The organism is Rhodococcus sp. MSC1_016, from assembly GCF_023667485.2.
GTDB lineage: Bacteria > Actinomycetota > Actinomycetes > Mycobacteriales > Mycobacteriaceae > Rhodococcus_F > Rhodococcus_F oxybenzonivorans.
On sequence record NZ_JAMOZI020000001.1, the window covers coordinates 3,743,471 to 3,764,546 of the forward strand.

Below are 21,076 nucleotides of genomic sequence, written 5' to 3' on the forward strand. Positions count from 1 at the left end.
ACGCCCCCGGGCCCCTGATTTCTCACGGGCCCGGAGACCGAAACCTAGTTCGCGAGGTCGTCGACCGTGGCCGCTTCGTTCCGGGACAAGTTGATGCCCAGGTTCGCCGCGGCGCGCTCAAGGTCCTCGTCGTCGCCGTCCGCCATCGCGATGGCCGCACCGTCCGAGGACAGCACCTCCACATTCAGGCAGAGCGACTGAAGCTCCTTGAGGAGCACCTTGAACGACTCCGGGATACCCGGCTCGGGGATGTTCTCGCCCTTGACGATGGCCTCGTACACCTTGACTCGACCCACCACGTCGTCCGACTTGATGGTGAGCAGTTCCTGCAGCGTGTAAGCCGCGCCGTAGGCCTGCATCGCCCAGCACTCCATCTCACCGAAGCGCTGGCCACCGAACTGGGCCTTACCGCCGAGCGGCTGCTGGGTGATCATCGAGTACGGACCGGTCGAACGAGCGTGGATCTTGTCGTCGACCAGGTGGTGCAGCTTGATGATGTACATGTAGCCGACCGACACCGGGTACGGGAACGGCTCGCCGGAACGGCCGTCGAACAAGGTGGCCTTTCCGTCGGACGCGACCATCACTTCGCCGTCACGGTTCGGCAGTGTCGAACCGAGAAGACCGGTGAGCTCGTCTTCCTTGGCACCGTCGAACACGGGGGTGGCGATGTTGGAGTCGGCGGGAGCGGACAGCATCTCCTCCGGCAGCTGCTCGGCCCAATCGGGACGCGAGCCGTCGCCGGCGACCTGCACGTTCCAGCCCGTCTTGCCGATCCACCCGAGGTGGGTCTCCAAGATCTGACCGATGTTCATACGACGCGGAACACCGTGGGTGTTCAGGATGATGTCCACCGGGGTGCCGTCGGGCAGGAACGGCATGTCCTCCTGGGGGAGGATCTTGCCGATGACGCCCTTGTTGCCGTGGCGGCCGGCGAGCTTGTCGCCGTCCTGGATCTTGCGCTTCTGTGCCACGTAGACGCGGACCAGCTCGTTGACACCGGGGGGCAGATCGTCGTCGTCGTCGCGCGAGAACACGCGAATGCCGATGACCTTGCCGGTCTCACCGTGCGGAACCTTGAGCGACGTGTCGCGGACCTCACGAGCCTTCTCACCGAAGATGGCGCGCAGCAGGCGCTCCTCGGGGGTCAGCTCGGTCTCGCCCTTGGGCGTGACCTTTCCGACCAGCACGTCACCGTCACGAACCTCGGCACCGATACGGATGATGCCACGCTCGTCGAGGTCGGCGAGGACCTCGTCGGAGACGTTCGGGATGTCCCGAGTGATCTCCTCGGCACCGAGCTTGGTGTCGCGGGCATCGATCTCGTGCTCCTCGATGTGGATCGAGGTGAGAACGTCCTCCTCCACGAGGCGCTGCGACAGGATGATCGCGTCCTCGTAGTTGTGGCCTTCCCACGGCATGATCGCGACGAGCAGGTTCTTCCCGAGGGCCATCTCACCGTTTTCGGTGCAGGGGCCGTCGGCGAGGACCTGTCCGGTCTCGACACGCTGTCCCTCGTCCACGATCGGACGCTGGTTGGCGCAGGTGCCCTGGTTCGAACGCGCGAACTTGCGCATCCGGTAGGTCTTGCGGGTTCCGTCGTCGGCCATGACCGTGACGTAGTCCGCGGAGACCTCTTCCACGACACCGGTCTTCTCGGTGATGATGACGTCGCCGGCGTCGACTGCAGCCCGCAGCTCCATGCCGGTGCCGACCAGCGGAGCCTCACTGCGAACGAGCGGCACCGCCTGACGCTGCATGTTCGCGCCCATGAGGGCACGGTTGGCGTCGTCGTGCTCGAGGAACGGGATCATCGCGGTTGCGACGGACACCATCTGTCGCGGCGAGACGTCCATGTAGTCGATGTCGGCGGACGACACGAACTCGACCTCGCCGCCCTTACGACGAACCAGAATGCGGTCGTCGGTGAAGTGACCGTTGGCGTCGATGGCCGAGTTGGCCTGGGCGACGACGTGGCGGTCCTCTTCGTCCGCGGTCAGGTAGTCGACCTGGTCCGTGACCTGGCCGTCGACGACCTTGCGGTACGGCGTCTCGATGAAGCCGAACGGGTTGACCCGTGCGTACACCGACAACGAACCGATCAGACCGATGTTCGGACCCTCAGGGGTCTCGATCGGGCACATGCGGCCGTAGTGCGACGGGTGAACGTCTCGCACCTCCAGACCAGCCCTTTCGCGCGACAGACCACCCGGGCCGAGGGCGGACAGACGACGCTTGTGCGTCAGCCCCGACAGCGGGTTGTTCTGGTCCATGAACTGCGACAGCTGGGAGGTTCCGAAGAACTCCTTGATCGCAGCGACGACGGGCCGGATGTTGATCAGTGTCTGCGGCGTGATCGCCTCGACGTCCTGGGTGGTCATGCGCTCACGAACCACACGCTCCATGCGGGACAGGCCCACGCGGATCTGGTTCTGAATGAGCTCACCGACCGTGCGCAGGCGACGGTTACCGAAGTGGTCGATGTCGTCGACCTCGACGGGGACCGTGACGCCGCCGGGGGCGGTCATCTCGGTGTCACCGGCGTGCAGGCGCACCAGGTACTCGATGGTGGCGACAATGTCTTCCTCGGTGAGGGTCGACGCCACGATCGGCTGCCCGGTGTTCAGGCCCAGCTTCTTGTTGATCTTGTAGCGACCCACGCGTGCCAGGTCGTACCGCTTGTCCTTGAAGAACAGGTTCTCCAGCAGCGTCTGCGCGCTCTCTTTGGTGGGCGGCTCGCCCGGGCGCAGCTTGCGGTAGATGTCGAGCAGCGCCTCGTCGGTGCCCGCGGTGTTGTCCTTCTCCAGCGTGGCCATGAGGATCTCCGAGAAGCCGAAACGCTCGGTGATCTGCTCGGTGGTCCAGCCGAGGGCCTTCAGCAGCACGGTGACGGGCTGACGACGCTTGCGGTCGATGCGGACACCAACGGTGTCGCGCTTGTCGACGTCGAACTCGAGCCATGCACCACGGCCGGGGATGACCTTGACGCTGTGCAGGTCCTTTTCGGTGCCCTTGTCGACCGAATGGTCGAAGTACACGCCAGGGGAACGCACCAGCTGCGAGACGACGACGCGCTCGGTGCCGTTGATGATGAACGTGCCCTTGTCGGTCATCATCGGGAAGTCACCCATGAAGACCGTCTGGCTCTTGATCTCACCGGTGTTGTTGTTGATGAACTCCGCGGTGACGAACAACGGCGCCGCGTAGGTCATGTCTTTGTCTTTGCACTCGTCCGTCGAGGCCTTGACCTCGTCGAAGCGTGGGTCCGAGAAGGACAGAGACATCGAGCCCGAGAAGTCTTCGATCGGAGAAAGCTCCGCGAGAATGTCCTCGAGACCGCCGGAGATTGCGCTGTCGCCACGAGCGGCGGCGCGCTCGCGCCAGCTCTGCGCACCGATCAACCACTCGAACGAATCGGTTTGTACATCAAGAAGCCCGGGAACTTCGAGGGGTTCGCGAATTTTCGCGAACGAAACCCTCTTCGGGGCTCCGGGGATTCCGGAAACTGCCTTGGTCTGGCTAGAGACTGCCAAGATGCGTCCTTCCAGCACCTCACGCGGGCCGCTCTGTGCTGTTGCGACCGCCGCTGTATCTGCTTTGAATTTCGCTGGTTACAACCCGAACGAAACCCGTCACAGAGGCGAGAAGTGGAAACACTTCACAGCAGTTGAGACGAGAGGTGGACAGGAGGCAGCCAGCGCAACGTCCAAAAGTACACCCAAACTCAGCAGATGTCGAGTCGGGCAGCCGAAGGAGCACCCAGCCGGGCGCTCGGCCATGCGCCGGAAGCGCATGTTCACGCATCAGAGTGACGCGTGATCACCCCGGCGTCAAGAGTCAGCGTGCGTGTCGCGTCGTCTCCGCGTCGTCGAGAACCGCCCGCCGCGCCTGTTCACCACCCCTTCCCCGCAGCCCGGGGGCGGTGAACAATATGCCCACGCGATCGCCGAGACCTCGGGGGAAGGAGGGCCGTGACGCGCTGGAGTGCTCTCGTCGTTGCCCGCCCGAAGCTGGTCCTGACGGCGGTGATTTTTCTCGTGCTGGCGAGCGGCGCCTGGGGTTCGGGTGTGTTCGACCGGCTGAGCCTGGGTGGGTACACCGACCCAGGGAGCGAATCGGCGGGCGTCGAGAACCTGATCGAGGAGGAGTTCGGCCGCCAGACGCCCGACCTCGCGGTGACCTACACGGCACGTCCCGGAGAGTCGATCGACGCCCTGGGTCCCGAGGTGTCCGCGCGGCTGGCGCAGATCGATCCGGCTGCGCTCGCCAACACTCCCCTCTCGTACTGGACGGCGCCGGCGCAGGCCCGGGAGTTTCTGCGCTCCACCGACGGCACCGAGGGACTCGTCGTCCTGTCTCTACGCGGCAGCGAGAACACCAGGATCGCCGCGTACCACGATCTCGCACCCCTTCTCCTCATCGACGGTGTGAATACCGAGTTCAGCGGATTCAGCGTGATCGCCAATGCGTACAACGAGGAGTCGGAGAGCGACCTGATCACGGCCGAAGCCATTTCCTTCCCGATCCTCCTGGTCTTGCTCCTTGTCATTTTCGGCGGACTCGTGGGCGCCGCCGTCCCGCTGTGCATCGGCGGCCTCGCAATCCTGGGCGCACTCGGTGCACTGCGAGGAATCTCCTACTTCACCGAGGTCAGCGCGTTCTCGATCAATATCGCCAGCCTCGTCGGGCTGGGGATGTCCGTCGACTACGGGCTGTTCGTCGTAACCCGCTTCCGCGAGGAACTGCGGTCCGGGGCCGAGACCTCGGACGCTGTTCAGCGCACGATGGCCACCGCTGGACGGACCGTGGGGTTCTCCGCACTCCTCCTCGTCTGCGGGTTCGTGGGCATGCTCGTCTTCCCGCAGGCGCTGGTCCGGTCGTTCGCCTACGGGGGCATGGCAGCCATCGGTATCGCCGCAGTCCTGTCGCTGTCGGCGCTACCCGCCGCACTCACCGTCCTCGGCCCCCGAATCAACTCGCTCACCTGGCGCCCGGGGGTGGTCGAACGTAGCGAGGACCGGGCACACCGATTCTGGGGCGGTGTCGCCGCCCGGGTGATGCGGCGGCCCGTCGCTGTTGCCGTCGGTATCGTCGCCGGACTGCTGGTCCTCTCCGCCCCGCTCGTCGGCGCCTCGCTCGGCGACCTGGATCACACCGGGCTGCCGGCGGGTCATCCGGCCCGTCTCGCCGTCGACGATCTGGCCACCGACTTCCCGCTCGCCAACAACGGTGCGACTCTCGTCCTGTTCGGCACCGACGGCAAGGCTCCGCCGGCTTCGGCGACCGCGGAGTTCTTTCAGGCGACGGCGGAGGTGGCGGGCGTTCGCCGCGTGGTTCCGGTCGGCACCACGGAAAGCTTCACCGCAATCCGGGCCATCTTCGACGACGCCGACAGAACGGAAGGGGCGATGACGACGGCAGCGACTCTCCGCGAGCTCCCGGCGCCGGCAGGCACCGAGAAACACATCGGCGGACTCAACGCCCTCACCGCCGACGGGCTGGACTCGATGGGCGCCACACTGCCGTGGATGATCGGGATCATGGTGGCCGTCACCTTCGCCCTGATGGTCCCGGCTTTCGGCTCCGTCGTCCTGCCGCTGAAGGCGATCGCGATGGCCACCCTCAGCCTCGCCGCCTCGTTCGGCATCCTCACGTGGATTTTCGAGGACGGTCACGGAGCCGAACTACTCGGTGTGACGCCGGGCCCACTGCCCGCGACGATGGTCGTCCTCATCATCGCCGTCGTGTTCGGACTCTCCACCGACTACGAGATCTTCCTGATGTCGCGGATGGTCGAGGCCCACGAGCAGGGCGCGTCAACGGAAGATGCCGTGCGGATCGGCACCGCGCACACCGGCCGCATCGTCACGGCCGCGGCCGCACTTCTCATCGTTGTCACGGGAGCCTTCACCCTCTCGGACCTGACGATGATGCGGTTCATCGGCCTGGGCATGATCGTGGCCTTGATCATCGACGCCACCGTGATCCGGATGATGCTCGTCCCCGCCCTCGTCGCACTGATGGGTGAGGCGAACTGGTGGGCGCCCGGATTCCTCACGCCGCGACGGGTACCGCCCGACGCGAATGGGAACTCGAAAACCGTTGCGGCACAGACTTTTCCGGTCGACACGTCACCCCGATAGGCACACCGAACCGCACTACCCCAGTCGCACTGCCGAACTCGTTGTTCAGCTGACTACACCGTTCAGCTGACTACACAGTTCCCGAGGCCGCTCGTCCGGGAGCGTTAATCAGCTCAGCCTTCGCTGTCCGAGATGTCGGACAGCACCCACTTGCCGTCGACCTTCTCCAGCTTGACCGACAACGGAGTTGCCGCACTGCCCTGCGCCACAGCGTCTCCCGTGGCACTTACGTTCATGTGCGCCAAGAGTTCCGCCCTGTCTCCTTCGAGGAAGGTGACACCGATGTCGGTGACCGACGCCTCGGTGGCAGTCTTGGTCTGGATGGCCGCGTCCTTCGTCGTCGCCGCAGTCTGATCGAACTCGGCACGCTTGGCCTCGTTCAAGTAACCACGGGCCTTGTCGAAGTCCTGGTCGATCGTCTCGTAGTTGTAGGTGTACAGCGACTCGATCGCATCGGTTCCGGCTTTGGTCACCTCCGCGGTGCCACTCTCGTCCACCCACGCGGTGTTGGTGATGTGCCCGCCCGGCTGAAATGCCGCCACGACCGCGAAGATGCCCAGCACCGCTGCGACGGCACCCAGTATCCCCACGAGCTTCCACGTGATACGGCTACTGCCGCTCTCGGGGGTCACCTTCGGAGCCGATTGGGTACTGATACGCGGCTGCAGGTTGGGGACCTTCGCCTTCCCTGCCGCACTTGCCTTGGTCGTGGACACCGTCTTGGCGCCCGGCGCTGCCTTCTTCACCGACGTCGACTTCGCCATCGCCACCGGCTCGCCCGTTTCCGCGGGCTTCGTGTCAGCGGTCTTCGTGTCCGGCGTCGCGGCGGTGTCGACGGCAGCCGCTGCCGCCACATTCTCCTGCCCGACGGGGCTTATCGCGGTCGGATCCTGCTCGGGATCAGTCGACGACTTCTTCGGAAGTTTCGTCGTGGGCGAAGGCGGCGGAGTTACTCGCGATGCCGGGTCGTTGACACGGTTGCGGGTTCCCGCTACCCGGGGACGCCTGCCCTTTGCAGCGCTGTCCGGCACGTTGTTACGGCGCTTGGGGGGCATAGTTCACCACTTTCTCATTGCACGACGAACTCTCGTCGACGTGGGCACCGCGGCGACGAATCCGGCGCGGCTCATCACAACTACTGACCGCCGGTGTCACCGGGCGCCGGAACCAACTCGGGCGCGGGGGCGGCCGGACCATCGGTCGGTACCGGGGCCTGCTCCCCCGGTGCCGGTACCGGTGCCTGCTCTGCCGGTGCCGGTACCGGTGCCTGCTCTGCCGGTGCCGGTGCGGCGCCGTCGGCGGGCAGCGGGCCGTTTTCGAGGGGGATACGCGCACCCACCGGCTCGACGGAAGACGCCTTCCAGACACCGTCGACGTCCTGCACGTCCAACCTCATGGTGACCTTGGACTTGTCGAAACGGTCAGGCCACGTCGTGGTGACCGCTACGACGACCAGTGCCTTCGCGAGGCCGTCATCCGTGTTCAGCTCCGTCAGAGTGCCCTGCATCAGTTCGGCCTTGCTCGTCGCACCCGACTGGCGCATCTGGTCGGTGAACCCGTCCATGGTCGCCTGAAGATCCTGGTTCATTTTGTCGCCCGTGATGGACGACTTCATGTTCTCGAAGGAACCTTCGAGGTTTGCGGAGTCGACCGAATTGAGGTTGATCGCCGCCTGCTGCGCACCGTTCAACGCGGAATCCCGTGCGTCGGCGATCGGCTTGTCCACGAAGAGCGCTCGCGCCCACCCGAAGCCAAACCATCCGGCTGCAATCACCGCGACCACCACCAGTGCGGTCACCGCAGCAAACGAGGCCTTCAGAGTTCTGTCCTTCCCCGGCGCCGATGAGTTCGACTCCGGGGGCGTGGTAGTTCGCGTCACACCAATACCCTACTGATTGTTTTCTTCGGCTCGCTCGAATGGAACCCGATATGCTACTTGGGAGTAACCCCGAGAAGCGGAGCGAGCTGCGTTGCAATGGGATTCAAGTTGAGGGTGTCCGGCATGACCTTCGGCTTGAAATCCCAGGGCTGAATCGTGTCCGGATCGGCGAACACGATTCGGTCTGCACTTCGCACACCGGTCACGCTCCCCTGAGGCACGTCACAATTGGCCTCCGTGTTGTACGGGAAGTCCTGCTGGGTGTCGTCGAAGTTCGGATCCCGCCGCTGCATTTCGGCGAGGATTTCATGCGTCCCCTCGTAACCGATCGTGCACGACGGCGGGTTGTTCGTCTCGAGCACGATGCCCTGGTGCACCGTTCCGTCGTTCGGCGCGACGGTCGACGCGGAAGCGGCGATCGCCGGAAGGAACATCAGGATCGGCCGCAATGCGATCGCCTGAGGCGCCAGCTTCTGACCCAGCGCCGACAGATTGGTCAGATCGGTCGTGAGACTGGGCCCCGTCCGATCGACCAGCAGGCCGAGTTCGTCACTGGCAGGAATGCCGTTGTCGATGACCGCCCGCACGTCGGGGTCACTGGTGCGCAGCTGCGCGGCGACGGCGTCGAGATCCGAGCTGAACTGCATGATCGCCGACGACTGATCCGACTGCGTTGCCAATACCGTCTGGCTGTCGCGGATCAAGGTCAGGGTTTCCGGTAGAACGTCGAGCCCGTCATCGGTCAGCGTGGACAGAGCATCCGCCAGCGTCTGGAGATCTTCGCCCTTGCCGTTCAATGCCGTTCCCAGTTCAGTGGTGACCGTACGCAGCGCGTCCGTCGGAACCGACCGGACGAGCCCGTTGACACTCATCAACACCTGCTCCACCGGCACGGGGGTCGAGGTGTTGGCCTCGGTGATCATCGAGCCCTCGGCGAGGTACGGGCCCTCGTCGCTGTCCGGCTGGAGGTCGACGTACTGCTCACCGATCGCGGAACGGTTTGCGACGACCGCCTTCGCCGAAGCGGGGATCTCGGGGCCGCCCTTCTTGAGCTTGAGTTCGACGTTCAGTCCGTCCGACGTGAGTGACAGCTCGCCGACCCGGCCGACCGGCACTCCCCGGTACGTCACCTCGGCATTGGTGAAGATGCCGCCGGAATCCCTGAACTGTGCGTTCACGTCGTACTCGCCGAACCCGAGCAGATTGTCGAGACGGACGTACTTGGCGCCCACGTAGACGAGGCCCAACAGCGCGACCACGGCAAAAGCGACGAGCTGAATCTTGACCAGTCGCGATCTCACTGTCCACCCCCAATTCCGAACTGCTCGAGCAGTCCCCCCATCGGGTTCTGCGGGGACGGTGTCTCCGCGCCCGGGGTTGCGCCGGCGGGCGCGGTGCCGGGCAGCGCCGGGAGCCGCAGGCCCGAAGTCGGGACTGGAACGATCGGAGGCACCGGCAGCAGTGAGATCGTCGGCCAGCCCGGTCGCGGACCGTTGCCGTTGTAGTACGGGTTGGTCGGGTCGACGATCGGCTTCGGCTCGCCGAATTTCGGTGACACGTACACCGGATTGCCCTGCCCGACACCGAGCGCGCTCAGCGCGTCGCCGATCTGGAGATCGACCGACAGGAAAAGGTTGACCGAGCCACCGAGAGCGATCTGCTCGACTCCGTCCGGGAACGGAACCGTCGGGATGAACGCCAGGGAGTTGGGTAGGTCGTCGCCGGCATCGGCCAGCGCCTTGAGTGTCGGACGAAGCGCCAGGAGGTCGGCGATCAGATCGTTCTTCGATCGGGTGATGACATCCGTGCCGACCGCACCGAGCCGATCGAGCTGCACCAGCATCTGCGTCAGCTGCGGGCGTTGCTCGTTGAGCACCTGGGCAGCGATCGGCAGGTCATCCAGGATGAGCCCGATCTTCTCGTTCTGCTCGTTCACGCGCGTCGTCAAGGCGTCGAGGCCGTCGAGCGCCCGCGTGATGTCGTCCCGTTGCTGATTGAGACCGTCGATGAGCGTGTTGGCCTGCTCCAGCAAACTGCGCACCCGGCCTTCACGACCGTCGAGTGCAGTGCTCAGTTCGTGCACGATCGGCTGGAGCTGCCCGACACCACCGCCGTTGAGCAACAGCGACAGCGCGCCGAGGACCTGCTCGATTTCGGTGGCGTGCCGGGTGCGATCGAGGCTGATCGTGTCGCCGCTCTGCAACCGGTCCGGATCCTTGTCCTCCGGAGGTTCGGACAACTGCACGAACTTTTCACCGAGGAGGTTGGTTTGTTCGATTGCCGCGACTGCATTCGCAGCCAGGTCCACCGACGAATCGAGGATGACCTCGACATCGGCCGACCAGCCGTCCGGAGCCACCTTGATCGACTCCACCCGACCCACCGGCACACCGTCCACCTTGACGGCCGACTGGGGTACCAGGTCGAGCACGTCGTCGAACTGGATCGTCAGGTGCATGGGGTCGCTCCCGACGTCCGGCCCACCGGGCAGCGGAACACCGTAGATACCTTCCGACGAACAGGAACTCACTGCGAGGGCGACAGCGCACACCCCGGCACCGACAATGACCGAACGCCTCATTCGCCCTCACCGCCTACTGCGTCGTCGAACCGTGGCGACACGACACCCGGCACCGTGCCGGGAGTGACCGTTCGCTGGATGTTCTCGCCGCTCAGGATTCCGAACGGGAGCACGAGCGTCGGCGAGGTCACCGATGCCGTGATCTGCGAGGTGATGTTCTTGCAGTTGTCGATCAACGGCTGCATCTGACGCCCCAGCGCTTCGAAACGCGGATCACCGGGCACGAGCCTGCCGAGGTCGATCAACTTGCAGATCACACCGGCAGGATCCTGGAGTTCGGGGAACGCCAGGCGCGACGCCAGGTTCCCGGACTCCGCGTCGTACGAGTTGGCCAGGTTGCTGACGGCCAACGGGAGCAATGTCAGCGAGTTCACCAACGAGTCGCGGTTGTCGGCCAGCGTCTGGGTGACCGGGACGAGATCGTCGAGATTCTCGGCGAGCAGCTCCCGGTTGTCGGCGACGAACTTCGAGACGTCACCGAGAGCGATGGCCAGCTGGTTCAGCGCCGCACCGAGGTTTTCGCGCTCGCCGGCGAGGAATCCGGACAGGTCGGCCAACTGCGTGTTGAATTCCCGGACCTGCTGATCGTTGGCAGCCAGAGCACTGACGAACACCTGGAGGTTCTTGACGGTGTCGAACAGGTCGCCACGACTCTCGTTGAGCGTACGTGCGGCGTCCGAGAGCTGATTGATGCTCTGCCCCAACGCCTCACCGTTGCCATCGAGGTTCGCGGCGCCGGTCTCGACGAATTCGGTCAGTGCACCTTCCTTGTTCGCGCCTTCCGGACCCAGGGCGGCCGACAGCTTCTCGATACTCGCGTACAGCTCGTCCACCTCGACGGGCGTAGCCGTGCGATCCCGCGGGATCACGGCACCGCTCTCCATCGTCTCCCCGCCGGTATAGACGGGCGTGAGCTGAACGTAGCGGTCGGCGACCACGGACGGTGTGACCTGCGCGGCCTTCGCGTCGGCGGGAATGTCGATGCCGCGGTCGACCCGCATCTCGACCTTCACTTGATCACCCTGTGGCTCCACCGAGTTGATCGATCCGACCTTCACTCCGAGGACACGGACGTCGGAACCCTCGTAGATGCCTACGGACTTGTCGAAGTAGGCGGTGATCTTGGTGGTGCCTGCGCGGGTGAACACCCACCACAGCGCCCCCGCGACCACCAGCGCGACAATGACGATCGCCGCGACTACTGCGATCTGACCGCGGTTGGTTCCCCGGGTTTCTCCGTTGTCGGTGTCAGCCATCAGTTACCCCCCAACGTACGGACGGGATCACGGGGTCTGGGAATGTCCGGGAGACCCGGCGGAAGAAGGTTGACCACGACCTGGTCGAACCAGCGCCCGTTGCCGACCACGTTCGTGTACAGGCGGACGAACGGTTCGTACAGTTTCATCGCCCTGTCCAGGTTCTCGTTGTTGGCCTTCAGAATTTCGACGACCCCGTTGAGTTGTTCGAGTGCGGGACCGATCGTGGCTTCGTTCTCGCGTACGAGACCTGTCAACTGCTGCGACAGCCTCTGGGTTCCGGTCAGCAGCTGTGAGATCGACTGCTGGCGACTGTTGAGTTCGGCGAGCAGAAGGCCGGCATCAGTGATCAGCCGGTTGAATTCGGCGTTGCGGTCGGCGAGTACTTTCGTCGTCGTACCGGTCGCGTCGAACAACTTCCGCAGTTCCTGGTCGCGGCTCGCGATGGTCTCCGACAGCCTGCTGACGCCGTCGAGCGACGCGCGGATCTCCGACGGCGTGCCCTCGAAGGCCTGCGACAACGTCACCATGCTTTCCGCCAGCTGATCGGAGTCGATGTCGCCCACCGTCTCCGCTGCCGCCGAGAACGCTTCGACCACGTCGTAGGGAGAGGTGGTGCGCTCCAGCGGAATCGGGTCATTGGGATTCAACGAGTCGGAACCCCGGGGGTCGAGAGCCAAATACTTCTGGCCCAGAATCGTTTTGATCTGAATCGATGCCGAGGTTTCGTTGCCAACCCACGCATCGGTGACCTTGAAGTCGACGTTGACGTGGTCTCCGTCGAGTTCAACAGCGGTGACCTTGCCGACCTTCACACCGGCGATGCGCACCTCGTTGGACGGCTTCAGGCCTGCAGCCTCGGAGAATTGCGCGGTGTAGGTCGATCCGGCGCCGATCAAGGGCAGCGAGTCGAGGAAGAATGCCGACAGGGTCGCCAAGAGCACCACGAGGATGCCGAGGGCACCAGCCACTGCCGGGCTGCGACGTTTTCTCATCGTGTTTGCAACTCCCGTAGGCCGTCCAGCGAGCACCGTTTCGCCGAGTTGGTGTACAGCGGTTGGTTCACGGTCGGCAGGCCGGTGGGCAAGTTCAGTTGAGGTGCCGTTCCCGGGCCTGCAACGATGTCGATTCCACACAGGTAGAACTGGAACCACGAGCCGTAACTGGCCGCCCGCCCGAGCTTCTCGAGCTTGACGGGAAGGGTTTCCAGAACGCCGTTGACCGTATCGGAGTTGCGGTTCAACGTCGTCGCCAGCGTATTGAGCGAAGTGATGGACTCCTGAATGGACGGCCTCGTGGGTTCGAGGAGATCTGCGGTCGCGTCGGTGAGGCCGGCGAGGGACGTGACCGCCGACCCGACGGTACCGCGCTCCTCGGACAACCCGGTGACGAGCTGCTGTGTGTTCACGATCAGGGCATCGAGCTGGTCGTCGCGCTGGTTGACCGTGGCGAGCACATCGTTGAGGTTGTTGATCACCGCACCGATCACCCGGTCCTTGTCTGCCACCGTGTTGGTGAGACTCGCTGTGTTCCGCACGAGTTCGGTGATGGTTCCCGACTCGCCCTGGAACACCTGGATGATCTGATAGGACAACTTGTTGACGTCCTCGGCGCTGAGCGTCTGGAAGAGCGGACGGAATCCGTTGAACAGCGTCGTGAGGTTGACTGCGGGTTTGGTTCGCTCGAGGGGAATGGTGTCACCGGCGGTGATCTTCTTCCCCTGCTGGCCCTCGCCCTGCTGGAGCGAGATGTACCGCTGCCCCACAAGGTTTCGGAACCGAATCGTCGCAGTGGTGCTCGCGGGCAACCAATCTCGATCAGCCACGGTGAACTGCACCTCGGCTTCGCGGTCGTCGACGATCGCGATCTTCTCGACCTGGCCGACTCGCACTCCTGCGATACGCACTTCGTCACCCTCGTTGAGCGAGGTGACATCCGAGAAGATCGCGTTGAACTTGGTGCCGCCGCCACCACCGAGGTTGGCGATGGTGGCCGCGAGCAGACCTGTGGCCAGGATCGTGACCACAGCAAAGATGATCAGCTTGATCAGCGGCGCAAGGAGGCCCCTCACTTGAAACTCACCTCAGTCCCCCTCATGGTCGGTGCACCGACGAGTGTCGTCCAGCTCGGCACGTCCTCGGGCGCCATGCCTCCTGCCTCGCCGTACACGACGTCGAGCGTGTCCTGTTCCATCTTCGAACCCGCATAACTGGCGGGTGTGACCTCGGCTCCCCATCCCGGAACCTGGTCCGGTACGCCGGCGGGCGCGGGGAAGAAGTCGATGGTGGACGGTCCCGGGTTACGCGAAGGCACCTGGTAGGCACCGTCGTTGTACGACGACCCACCCGGATACTGCGGGAACTTGCCGCCGGGTGCGGTGACGTTGTCGTAGCAGGCGGGTCCGCGGTTGTCGAGCAGGCGCGGCTCGTCCTGGTTAGGCAAGTATCGGCCCTTCGGATTGACGAACTGCACGCTGGCACGCACACCCGGGTTCGGGTCGTCCGGCGCAAGCAGTGCACGTGCGATGGGAGCCGTCTTCGCGAATCCGGCGAACGTGCAGCCGAAGCTCGGCGAATACCGGCCGAGAATCTGCAGCGCCTCACGGGAATCGGCCGCGATGTTCACGATCGACTCCGCGTTGGTCTGCAGGAGGTCCGCCGTGCTCGCACCCGTCGCGGTCAGGGACACCAGCAGTGTGGAGAGCTCGTTCTGCTTCTCCACCACGGTGTTCCCTGTGGTCCTGAGGTTGTCGAGCGCGTTGACCAGGTCCGGCGCCGCCTCCGAATACGTCTGTGAGAAGTCCGCGATACCCCGCAGGTCTTCCTGAATCGCAGGAAGTTCCGTGTTGAGTCCGGCGAAGATCTCCTCGAGCCGGTCGAGCGTCAGACCTAGTTCGGCGCCGCGCCCACTGAGTCCCTGCGACAGTGCGCCGAGCGTGTTCGCCAGGTCCTGCGGCGGGATCGCCTGCAGCAGCGGCAGCAAGCCGTCGAGGACCTCGCCGATTTCGACGGCGTTCCCGCTCTTGTCCTGCTCGAGAACGTCACCGGCCTGGATCGGCGGAGCCGTGTCCCCCTCCGGCACGATCAGCGATACGTACCGTTCGCCGAACAGGGTCTTGGGCAGCAATCGCGCCGTCGCGTTGGACGGAATGAGCTCGGCCTTGTCCGGCTGAATGGCCAGATCCAAGGTGACCTCACCCTCCTTGGTGGAGGCCGACCGCACCTCTCCGACGATCAGGCCACGCACCTTGACGTCCGCATTGGGCGGGAGCGCATTTCCGACGGTGTCGGTGACCAGCCCGATCTTGACCACCTTGGTGAACGTTTTGTTGAACATGCCGATCGTGACGGCCAGGAACAGGGCCAGGACAAGGAAGAACACCAGCCCCAGCACCCGTCGACCCACAACAGATGATGTGTTGCTCATCCGGCCACCCTCACTGTGGTCGTCGTGCCCCAGATGGCGAGGCTCAGGAAGAAGTCGAGTACGGCGATCGTCACGATCGCGGTGCGGACTGCCCTGCCCACGGCCACGCCCACGCCGGCGGGGCCGCCCGAGGCGTGATAGCCGTAGTAGCAGTGGATCAGGATCAAGACGAACGCGAAGATGAGGACCTTCGCGAAGGAGTAGAGGACGTCTTGCGGTGGCAGGAACAAGTTGAAGTAATGATCGTACGAACCGGTCGATTGACCATTGAACAAAGTGCTGATGAGCCGGGACGCAAGGTATGCCGCAAGAAGACCCACGATATAGAGCGGAATGACTGCAACGAACCCGGCGACCATGCGCGTGGTGACGAGGAACGGAACACTCGGCACCGCCATGACTTCCAGTGCGTCGATCTCCTCGGAGATACGCATCGCACCCAGCTGCGCCGTGAAACCACAACCGACTGTTGCCGACAGCGCGAGAGCCGCGACGATGGGTGCGATCTCACGGGTGTTGACGTAGGCGGACAGGAAGCCGGTGAGCACGGAGCTGCCCAGCTGCTCCAGGGCTGCAAAACCTTGCAATCCGACGACTACGCCGGTGAACCCGGACATCATCGCGATGACGCCGATGGTTCCGCCGATGACTGCGAGCGCCCCACTGCCGAAGGTCACTTCGGCGAGCAACCGCAGAACTTCCTTGCGGTAGTGCACGAGCGTGTGCGGCGACCACGCGATCGCCCTGGCGTAGAACGACATCTGCTCGCCGGCCCGGTCGAGCACGTTGAGTGGCGCACGCCCGACACGGCGCGCAGCCATGAGCGTCCGGTCACCGCGTCCCTTTGCAATTGTCATCGGGTCACGATCCCTTCGCCGGAACGATCTGGAGGTACACCATGGTCAAGATCAGGTTGGCAAAGAACAGCAGCAGGAACGTGATGACCACCGACTGGTTCACGGCGTCACCGACACCCTTGGGACCGCCCTTCGGATGCAAACCCTTGTACGCCGCAATGACACCGGCGATGACGCCGAAGACGGCCGCCTTGAGTTCACCCACCCAGATGTCGGGGAGCTGCGCGAAGGCCGAGAACGATGCCAGGTACGCACCGGGATTGCCCCCTTGGAGAATCACATTGAAGAAGTAGCCGCCGGCGATACCGACCACGGACACCAATCCGTTGAGGAGAATCGCGACGAGAACCATCGCGAGGACCCTGGGCACCACGAGGCGCTGCACGGGGTTGATACCCAGAACCTCCATGGCATCGATCTCTTCGCGAATTGTTCGCGCACCGAGATCCGCCGTGACAGCCGAGCCCGCAGCCCCGGCCACCAGGAGTGCTGTCACCAGCGGGGAACCCTGCTGAATGACAGCGAGCACGCTGGCCGCTCCCGTGAACGACTCGGCGCCGAGCTGCTTGATCAGCGACCCCGTCTGCAGTGACACCACTGCGCCGAACGGAATCGCCACCATAGCGGTGGGCAGGATCGTCACGCTCGCGATGAACCAGGCCTGTTCGATGAACTCGCGGAACTGGAACGGTCGTTTGAACGTGTTTCGTGCGACGTCGACGAAAAGCTCGACGATGTTTCCGGCCTGCGTCAGCGCACCGTTGACCGGCCGCAAGACGGAGCTGCGGGTAACCCCCATCCGTTATGCCTACCCTTGCCCGTGAGTGGTGTTCTCGTATCCTTCGCCCCGGTATGCCGGGAGGACCTGCGTATCTTCCTGGCTGTAGGCGTAGTCGTAGTCGCCGCCGTTGCCGGATGTTTCGTCGAGGCTTTCCTGAATTGCGGCCTGCGCGCTCGGCGGCAGGGTGTGCATGATGTGCCGGACGCGTTCCTGCCGGCGGGCCACGGCCTGCCGGAACGGCATCCCCGGCGTCGCCTTCATCTGCGGGACGATGCCCTCGACGTCGTCGACACCACCGGCATGGTGACCGGCGTCGACCATCGCCTGCTCCTGCGCCATCTGCGCCTCGTCCTTCTCCTCCGACATCCCGATCGGACCGATCATCGTGCCGTTGAGGAACTGCTTGACCACCGGCTCCTCACTGGTGAGCAGCACCTCCCGCGGACCGAACATCACCAGATGCCGACGGAACAGCATGCCGATGTTGTCCGGCACCGTCCGCGCGAGGTTGATGTTGTGCGAGACGATCAGAATGGTCGCGTCGATCTCGGCGTTGATGTCGATCAACGTCTGCGAAATATAGGTGGTACGCACCGGATCCAGACCCGAGTCCGGCTCGTCGACCAGAATGATCTGCGGATCGAGCACCAGGGCGCGGGCCAGGCCGGCACGCTTGCGCATACCGCCGGAGATCTCACCGGGCAGCTTCTCCTCGGCCCCGAGCAGGCCGACGAGTTCCATCTTCTCCATCACGATCTTGCGGATGTCGGATTCGGACTTCTTCGTGTGCTCCCGCAGCGGGAACGCCACGTTGTCGAAGAGGTTCATCGACCCGAACAGGGCGCCGTCCTGGAACAGCACACCGAACAGCTTCCGGATCTCGTAGAGCTCCTTGGACGAGCACTCGAGAATGTTGGTGCCGTCGATCACGATCGAGCCCTGTTCCGGGCGGAGCAGACCGATCAACGACTTGAGAAACACCGACTTACCCGTACCGGACGGGCCCAGCAGCGCACTGACCTCACCTGCCGGAAGGGTCAACGTGACGTCCTGCCAGATCCTCTGCGAGCCGAACGACTTGGTCAGTCCCTCGACGGCTACCTCGACACCCACCATTACCTCCGCGACCGTTCGATGCATTCACCCCGTGTGGGTTGGGTCACTCTATCGCATCGAAGTGTTACCTGTGACAGAGTATGCTACTCACCGGTAAGAAAGCATGCCAACACGGGGTACCACAATGCAAAACATACCCGCTGAGCTGCGATGACGAGGGCGTTTTGAGCTGGTCGCACGTTCAGTTTCTCGCTCTGAATTTCGACACTCCGGACTCCGTCCGGACATGAAAAAGGGCCACTCCCCACAAGTGGGAAGTGGCCCTCGTTCGTCCGCTCGGGTAGAGCAGCGCGAAACCGTCTTACTTGACGGTGATCTTCGCGCCTGCAGCCTCGAGCTTCTCCTTGGCGGCGTCGGCCGCGTCCTTGGCAACCTTCTCCAGGATGGCCTTCGGAGCACCCTCGACGAGGTCCTTGGCTTCCTTCAGGCCGAGGCCGGAGACGACCTCACGAACGACCTTGATGACCTGGATCTTCTTGTCGCCAGCCGACTCGAGGACGACGTCGAATTCGTCCTGCTCCTCGGCAGCGTCGGCGCCGGCAGCAGCCGGGGCGCCCGCAGCGGCAACGGCGACCGGAGCAGCCGCGGTGACCTCGAAGGTCTCCTCGAATGCCTTCACGAACTCCGACAGCTCGAGAAGGGTGAGCTCCTTGAACTGGTCCAACAACTCTTCGGTGCTGAGCTTCGCCATGATGGCGGTCCTTCCTGTAAGTCCCATGTCGCTGATCCGCGACCGGGCGGGGTTATAGCTGTGATGCGCGGGTGCGGATCAGCTTTCGGCGGGAGCCTCGGCCGGAGCTTCTGCTCCACCCTCGGCGGCCCTCTTCTCCTGCAGTGCGGCAGCCAGACGAGCCACCTGCGAGGCAGGAGCATTGAACAGGCCTGCGGCCTTTGCCAAGTTGCCCTTCATCGCGCCGGCAAGCTTGGCCAACAGGACCTCGCGGGACTCGAGGTCCGCAATCCGGTTGACCTGATCCACGGACAGCGCAGCGCCGTCCATGTAGCCGCCCTTGATGACGAGAGCCTTGTTGTCCTTCGCGAAGTTCTTAATAGCCTTCGCTGCATCGACCGGCTCGCCCTTGATGAATGCAATGGCGGTCGGACCGACGAAAAGGTCGTCAAGGCCTTCGACGCCCGCTTCAGCAGCGGCACGCTTGACCAGGGTGTTCTTGGCGACGGAGTAGGTGGCACCCTCTCCGAGAGCGCGTCGCAGTGTCGTGATGTTGCCCACCGTCAGACCACGGTATTCCGTGATCACAGCAGCGGTCGAACCCTTGAACTGCTCGGTGATCTCCGCAACTGCGGAAACCTTCTCAGGCTTTGCCATACTTCGCCTCCTCTCATGACAGTCGTTATCCCACTTCGGAGCCGCTGCGCACGTCCGAGAATCCGGACGGTGCACAGTCCACGACATGCAAAACGCCCCGGTGCAGGGCACACGGGGCGGAAAAGGAGGCATTCAGCCGGGTACGAAACCGCGACCGAGACGCATCCCCCTACCTCGTCCTCCTGCGTGGGCCGCCGGACATTCCCGGACTTTCAATCGCACCCTCGCGGGGACGATCACCAACGGTCTTGGGTAGAACATGATTTGGGGTGGAGTTCGAATCCTGCATGAACTCCGCAGCACAGACTACGGCATCCCCGGCCGCGCCACCAAATCGGCGTCTTCACGACCAGGGTCGACGCCGCGCAAAAACAGCTCGGCCGGTACGGAGATCTCCGTACCGGCCGAGCTGTGCACAGGTGACGAACTTTACGCGTCGGCATCCTCGAGAAGGTTGCGGGTGCGGTTCGGGTCCACCGGGATGCCCGGTCCGGTGGTGGTCGAAACGGTGACCTTCTTGACGTAACGGCCCTTCGCGGAGGACGGCTTCGCACGCAGGATCTCGTCCAGCGCGGCGCCGTAGTTCTCCACCAGCTTGGCGTCGTCGAACGACGCCTTGCCGATCACGAAGTGCAGGTTGGCCTGCTTGTCGACGCGGAAGTTGATCTTTCCGCCCTTGATGTCCGCGACAGCCTTCGTGACATCGGCGGTCACGGTGCCCGTCTTGGGGTTCGGCATCAAACCACGCGGTCCGAGGACGCGGGCGATGCGGCCGACCTTGGCCATCTGGTCGGGGGTTGCGATCGCGGCGTCGAAGTCGAGCCAGCCACCCTGAATCCGCTCGATGAGGTCCTCGGCACCGACGGCGTCGGCTCCAGCTGCCTCCGCCTCAGCGGCCTTTTCTCCGACTGCGAACACGATGACGCGGGCGGTCTTACCGGTGCCGTGCGGCAGGTTGACCGTTCCGCGGACCATCTGGTCCGCCTTGCGGGGGTCGACGCCCAGACGAACGGCAACCTCGACGGTCGCGTCCATCTTGCTCGACGACGTTTCCTTCGCCAGCTTCGCAGCCTGCAGCGGGCTGTACAGCTTGTCGAAGTCGATCTTCTCAGCGGCGGCGAGGTACGCCTTGCTGCGCTTTGCCATGTTTTCTGTCCTAACTTCTCACCACAGTGTGTGACCAACTGCAGTGGTGAATGGTTCAGTAGTGGTCGGGGCCTGGCCGGCCCTCCCACGCGTTCTCACGACGGCCGTGGCCGTCATACGGAAACGGCTCAGCCGTCGACCGTGATGCCCATCGACCGGGCGGTGCCGGCGATGATCTTCGCGGCCTGCTCGATGTCGTTGGCGTTGAGGTCTTCCTGCTTGGTCTTCGCGATCTCGCGCACCTGGTCCATGGTCACCGAGGCAACCTTGGTCTTGTGCGGCTCGCCGGAGCCCTTCTGGACGCCTGCAGCCTTGAGCAGCAGCTTGGCAGCCGGAGGGGTCTTCAGCTTGAAATCGAAGCTGCGGTCTTCGTAGACCGAGATTTCGACCGGCACAACATTGCCGCGCTGAGACTCAGTCGCCGCGTTGTAGGCCTTGCAGAATTCCATGATGTTCACGCCGTGCTGACCAAGCGCGGGACCCACGGGCGGTGCAGGGTTAGCCTGACCGGCCTGGATCTGAAGCTTGATGAGCCCTGCGAGCTTCTTCTTCTTGGGGGGCATC

17 protein-coding genes are annotated in these 21,076 nt (G+C 64.1%); 1 reads left to right on the plus strand and 16 read right to left on the minus strand.

The genetic code is table 11. The features are described 5' to 3' along the window. Positions 1-44 precede the first annotated feature (44 nt). The gene (rpoB, locus tag L1080_RS17255) at positions 45-3,551 is read right to left on the minus strand and encodes a DNA-directed RNA polymerase subunit beta (RefSeq protein WP_109327991.1); all 3,507 of its coding nucleotides are present in this window, start codon (positions 3,549-3,551) and stop codon (positions 45-47) included. Positions 3,552-3,971: 420 nt separating this feature from the next. Between rpoB and L1080_RS17260 the strand changes: the two genes are divergently transcribed. Beyond that, positions 3,972-6,143: an MMPL family transporter gene (locus tag L1080_RS17260; protein WP_250772644.1), complete on the plus strand. Its 2,172-nt coding sequence runs from the start codon at positions 3,972-3,974 to the stop codon at positions 6,141-6,143. Between the two features lie 113 nt (positions 6,144-6,256). Here L1080_RS17260 and L1080_RS17265 read toward each other — a convergent pair whose 3' ends face one another. The 15 genes from L1080_RS17265 to rplK all read right to left on the minus strand — a co-directional run bounded on the left by L1080_RS17265 (position 6,257) and on the right by rplK (position 21,075). Further along, positions 6,257-7,198, minus strand: a complete 942-nt coding sequence (locus tag L1080_RS17265; protein ID WP_250772646.1) for a hypothetical protein — start codon at positions 7,196-7,198, stop codon at positions 6,257-6,259. Between the two features lie 80 nt (positions 7,199-7,278). After that, positions 7,279-7,941 (minus strand): hypothetical protein, encoded by a 663-nt coding sequence (locus tag L1080_RS17270; protein ID WP_159926984.1) that lies wholly within the window; start codon positions 7,939-7,941, stop codon positions 7,279-7,281. Positions 7,942-8,075: 134 nt separating this feature from the next. Next, on the minus strand, positions 8,076-9,323 hold the full coding sequence (locus tag L1080_RS17275; RefSeq protein WP_159920385.1) for an MCE family protein: 1,248 nt from the start codon (positions 9,321-9,323) through the stop codon (positions 8,076-8,078). Continuing rightward, entirely contained in the window at positions 9,320-10,603 is a 1,284-nt protein-coding gene (locus L1080_RS17280) for an MCE family protein (protein ID WP_159920383.1), read from the minus strand. The genes L1080_RS17275 and L1080_RS17280 overlap by 4 nt, the downstream gene beginning before the upstream one ends. Continuing rightward, positions 10,600-11,859: an MCE family protein gene (locus L1080_RS17285; RefSeq protein WP_250772648.1), complete on the minus strand. Its 1,260-nt coding sequence runs from the start codon at positions 11,857-11,859 to the stop codon at positions 10,600-10,602. Before L1080_RS17285 ends, L1080_RS17280 begins: the two co-directional genes overlap by 4 nt. Further along, the gene (locus L1080_RS17290) at positions 11,859-12,854 is read right to left on the minus strand and encodes an MCE family protein (RefSeq protein ID WP_109327977.1); all 996 of its coding nucleotides are present in this window, start codon (positions 12,852-12,854) and stop codon (positions 11,859-11,861) included. The genes L1080_RS17285 and L1080_RS17290 overlap by 1 nt, the downstream gene beginning before the upstream one ends. Then, positions 12,851-13,930, minus strand: coding sequence for an MCE family protein (locus L1080_RS17295; protein WP_109327975.1), 1,080 nt, complete (start codon positions 13,928-13,930; stop codon positions 12,851-12,853). Before L1080_RS17295 ends, L1080_RS17290 begins: the two co-directional genes overlap by 4 nt. Continuing rightward, entirely contained in the window at positions 13,927-15,285 is a 1,359-nt protein-coding gene (locus L1080_RS17300; RefSeq protein ID WP_159920379.1) for an MCE family protein, read from the minus strand. Before L1080_RS17300 ends, L1080_RS17295 begins: the two co-directional genes overlap by 4 nt. Continuing rightward, positions 15,282-16,142 carry an MlaE family ABC transporter permease gene (locus L1080_RS17305; RefSeq protein ID WP_159920377.1) on the minus strand — a complete coding sequence of 287 codons (861 nt, stop codon included), beginning with the start codon at positions 16,140-16,142 and terminating at the stop codon, positions 15,282-15,284. The genes L1080_RS17300 and L1080_RS17305 overlap by 4 nt, the downstream gene beginning before the upstream one ends. A 4-nt stretch (positions 16,143-16,146) precedes the next feature. Next, positions 16,147-16,941 (minus strand): MlaE family ABC transporter permease, encoded by a 795-nt coding sequence (locus tag L1080_RS17310; protein WP_109327969.1) that lies wholly within the window; start codon positions 16,939-16,941, stop codon positions 16,147-16,149. 9 nt (positions 16,942-16,950) lie between these two features. Beyond that, on the minus strand, positions 16,951-18,039 hold the full coding sequence (locus L1080_RS17315) for an ABC transporter ATP-binding protein (protein ID WP_109327967.1): 1,089 nt from the start codon (positions 18,037-18,039) through the stop codon (positions 16,951-16,953). Between the two features lie 301 nt (positions 18,040-18,340). Next, positions 18,341-18,730 (minus strand): 50S ribosomal protein L7/L12, encoded by a 390-nt coding sequence (gene rplL, locus L1080_RS17320; protein ID WP_012688867.1) that lies wholly within the window; start codon positions 18,728-18,730, stop codon positions 18,341-18,343. A gap of 78 nt (positions 18,731-18,808) precedes the next feature. After that, positions 18,809-19,366 (minus strand): 50S ribosomal protein L10, encoded by a 558-nt coding sequence (gene rplJ / locus L1080_RS17325; protein WP_109327965.1) that lies wholly within the window; start codon positions 19,364-19,366, stop codon positions 18,809-18,811. Between the two features lie 429 nt (positions 19,367-19,795). After that, positions 19,796-20,512, minus strand: coding sequence for a 50S ribosomal protein L1 (rplA, locus tag L1080_RS17330; RefSeq protein WP_005252097.1), 717 nt, complete (start codon positions 20,510-20,512; stop codon positions 19,796-19,798). Positions 20,513-20,640: 128 nt separating this feature from the next. Next, positions 20,641-21,075, minus strand: a complete 435-nt coding sequence (rplK, locus tag L1080_RS17335) for a 50S ribosomal protein L11 (protein ID WP_109327963.1) — start codon at positions 21,073-21,075, stop codon at positions 20,641-20,643. Position 21,076 lies beyond the last annotated feature (1 nt).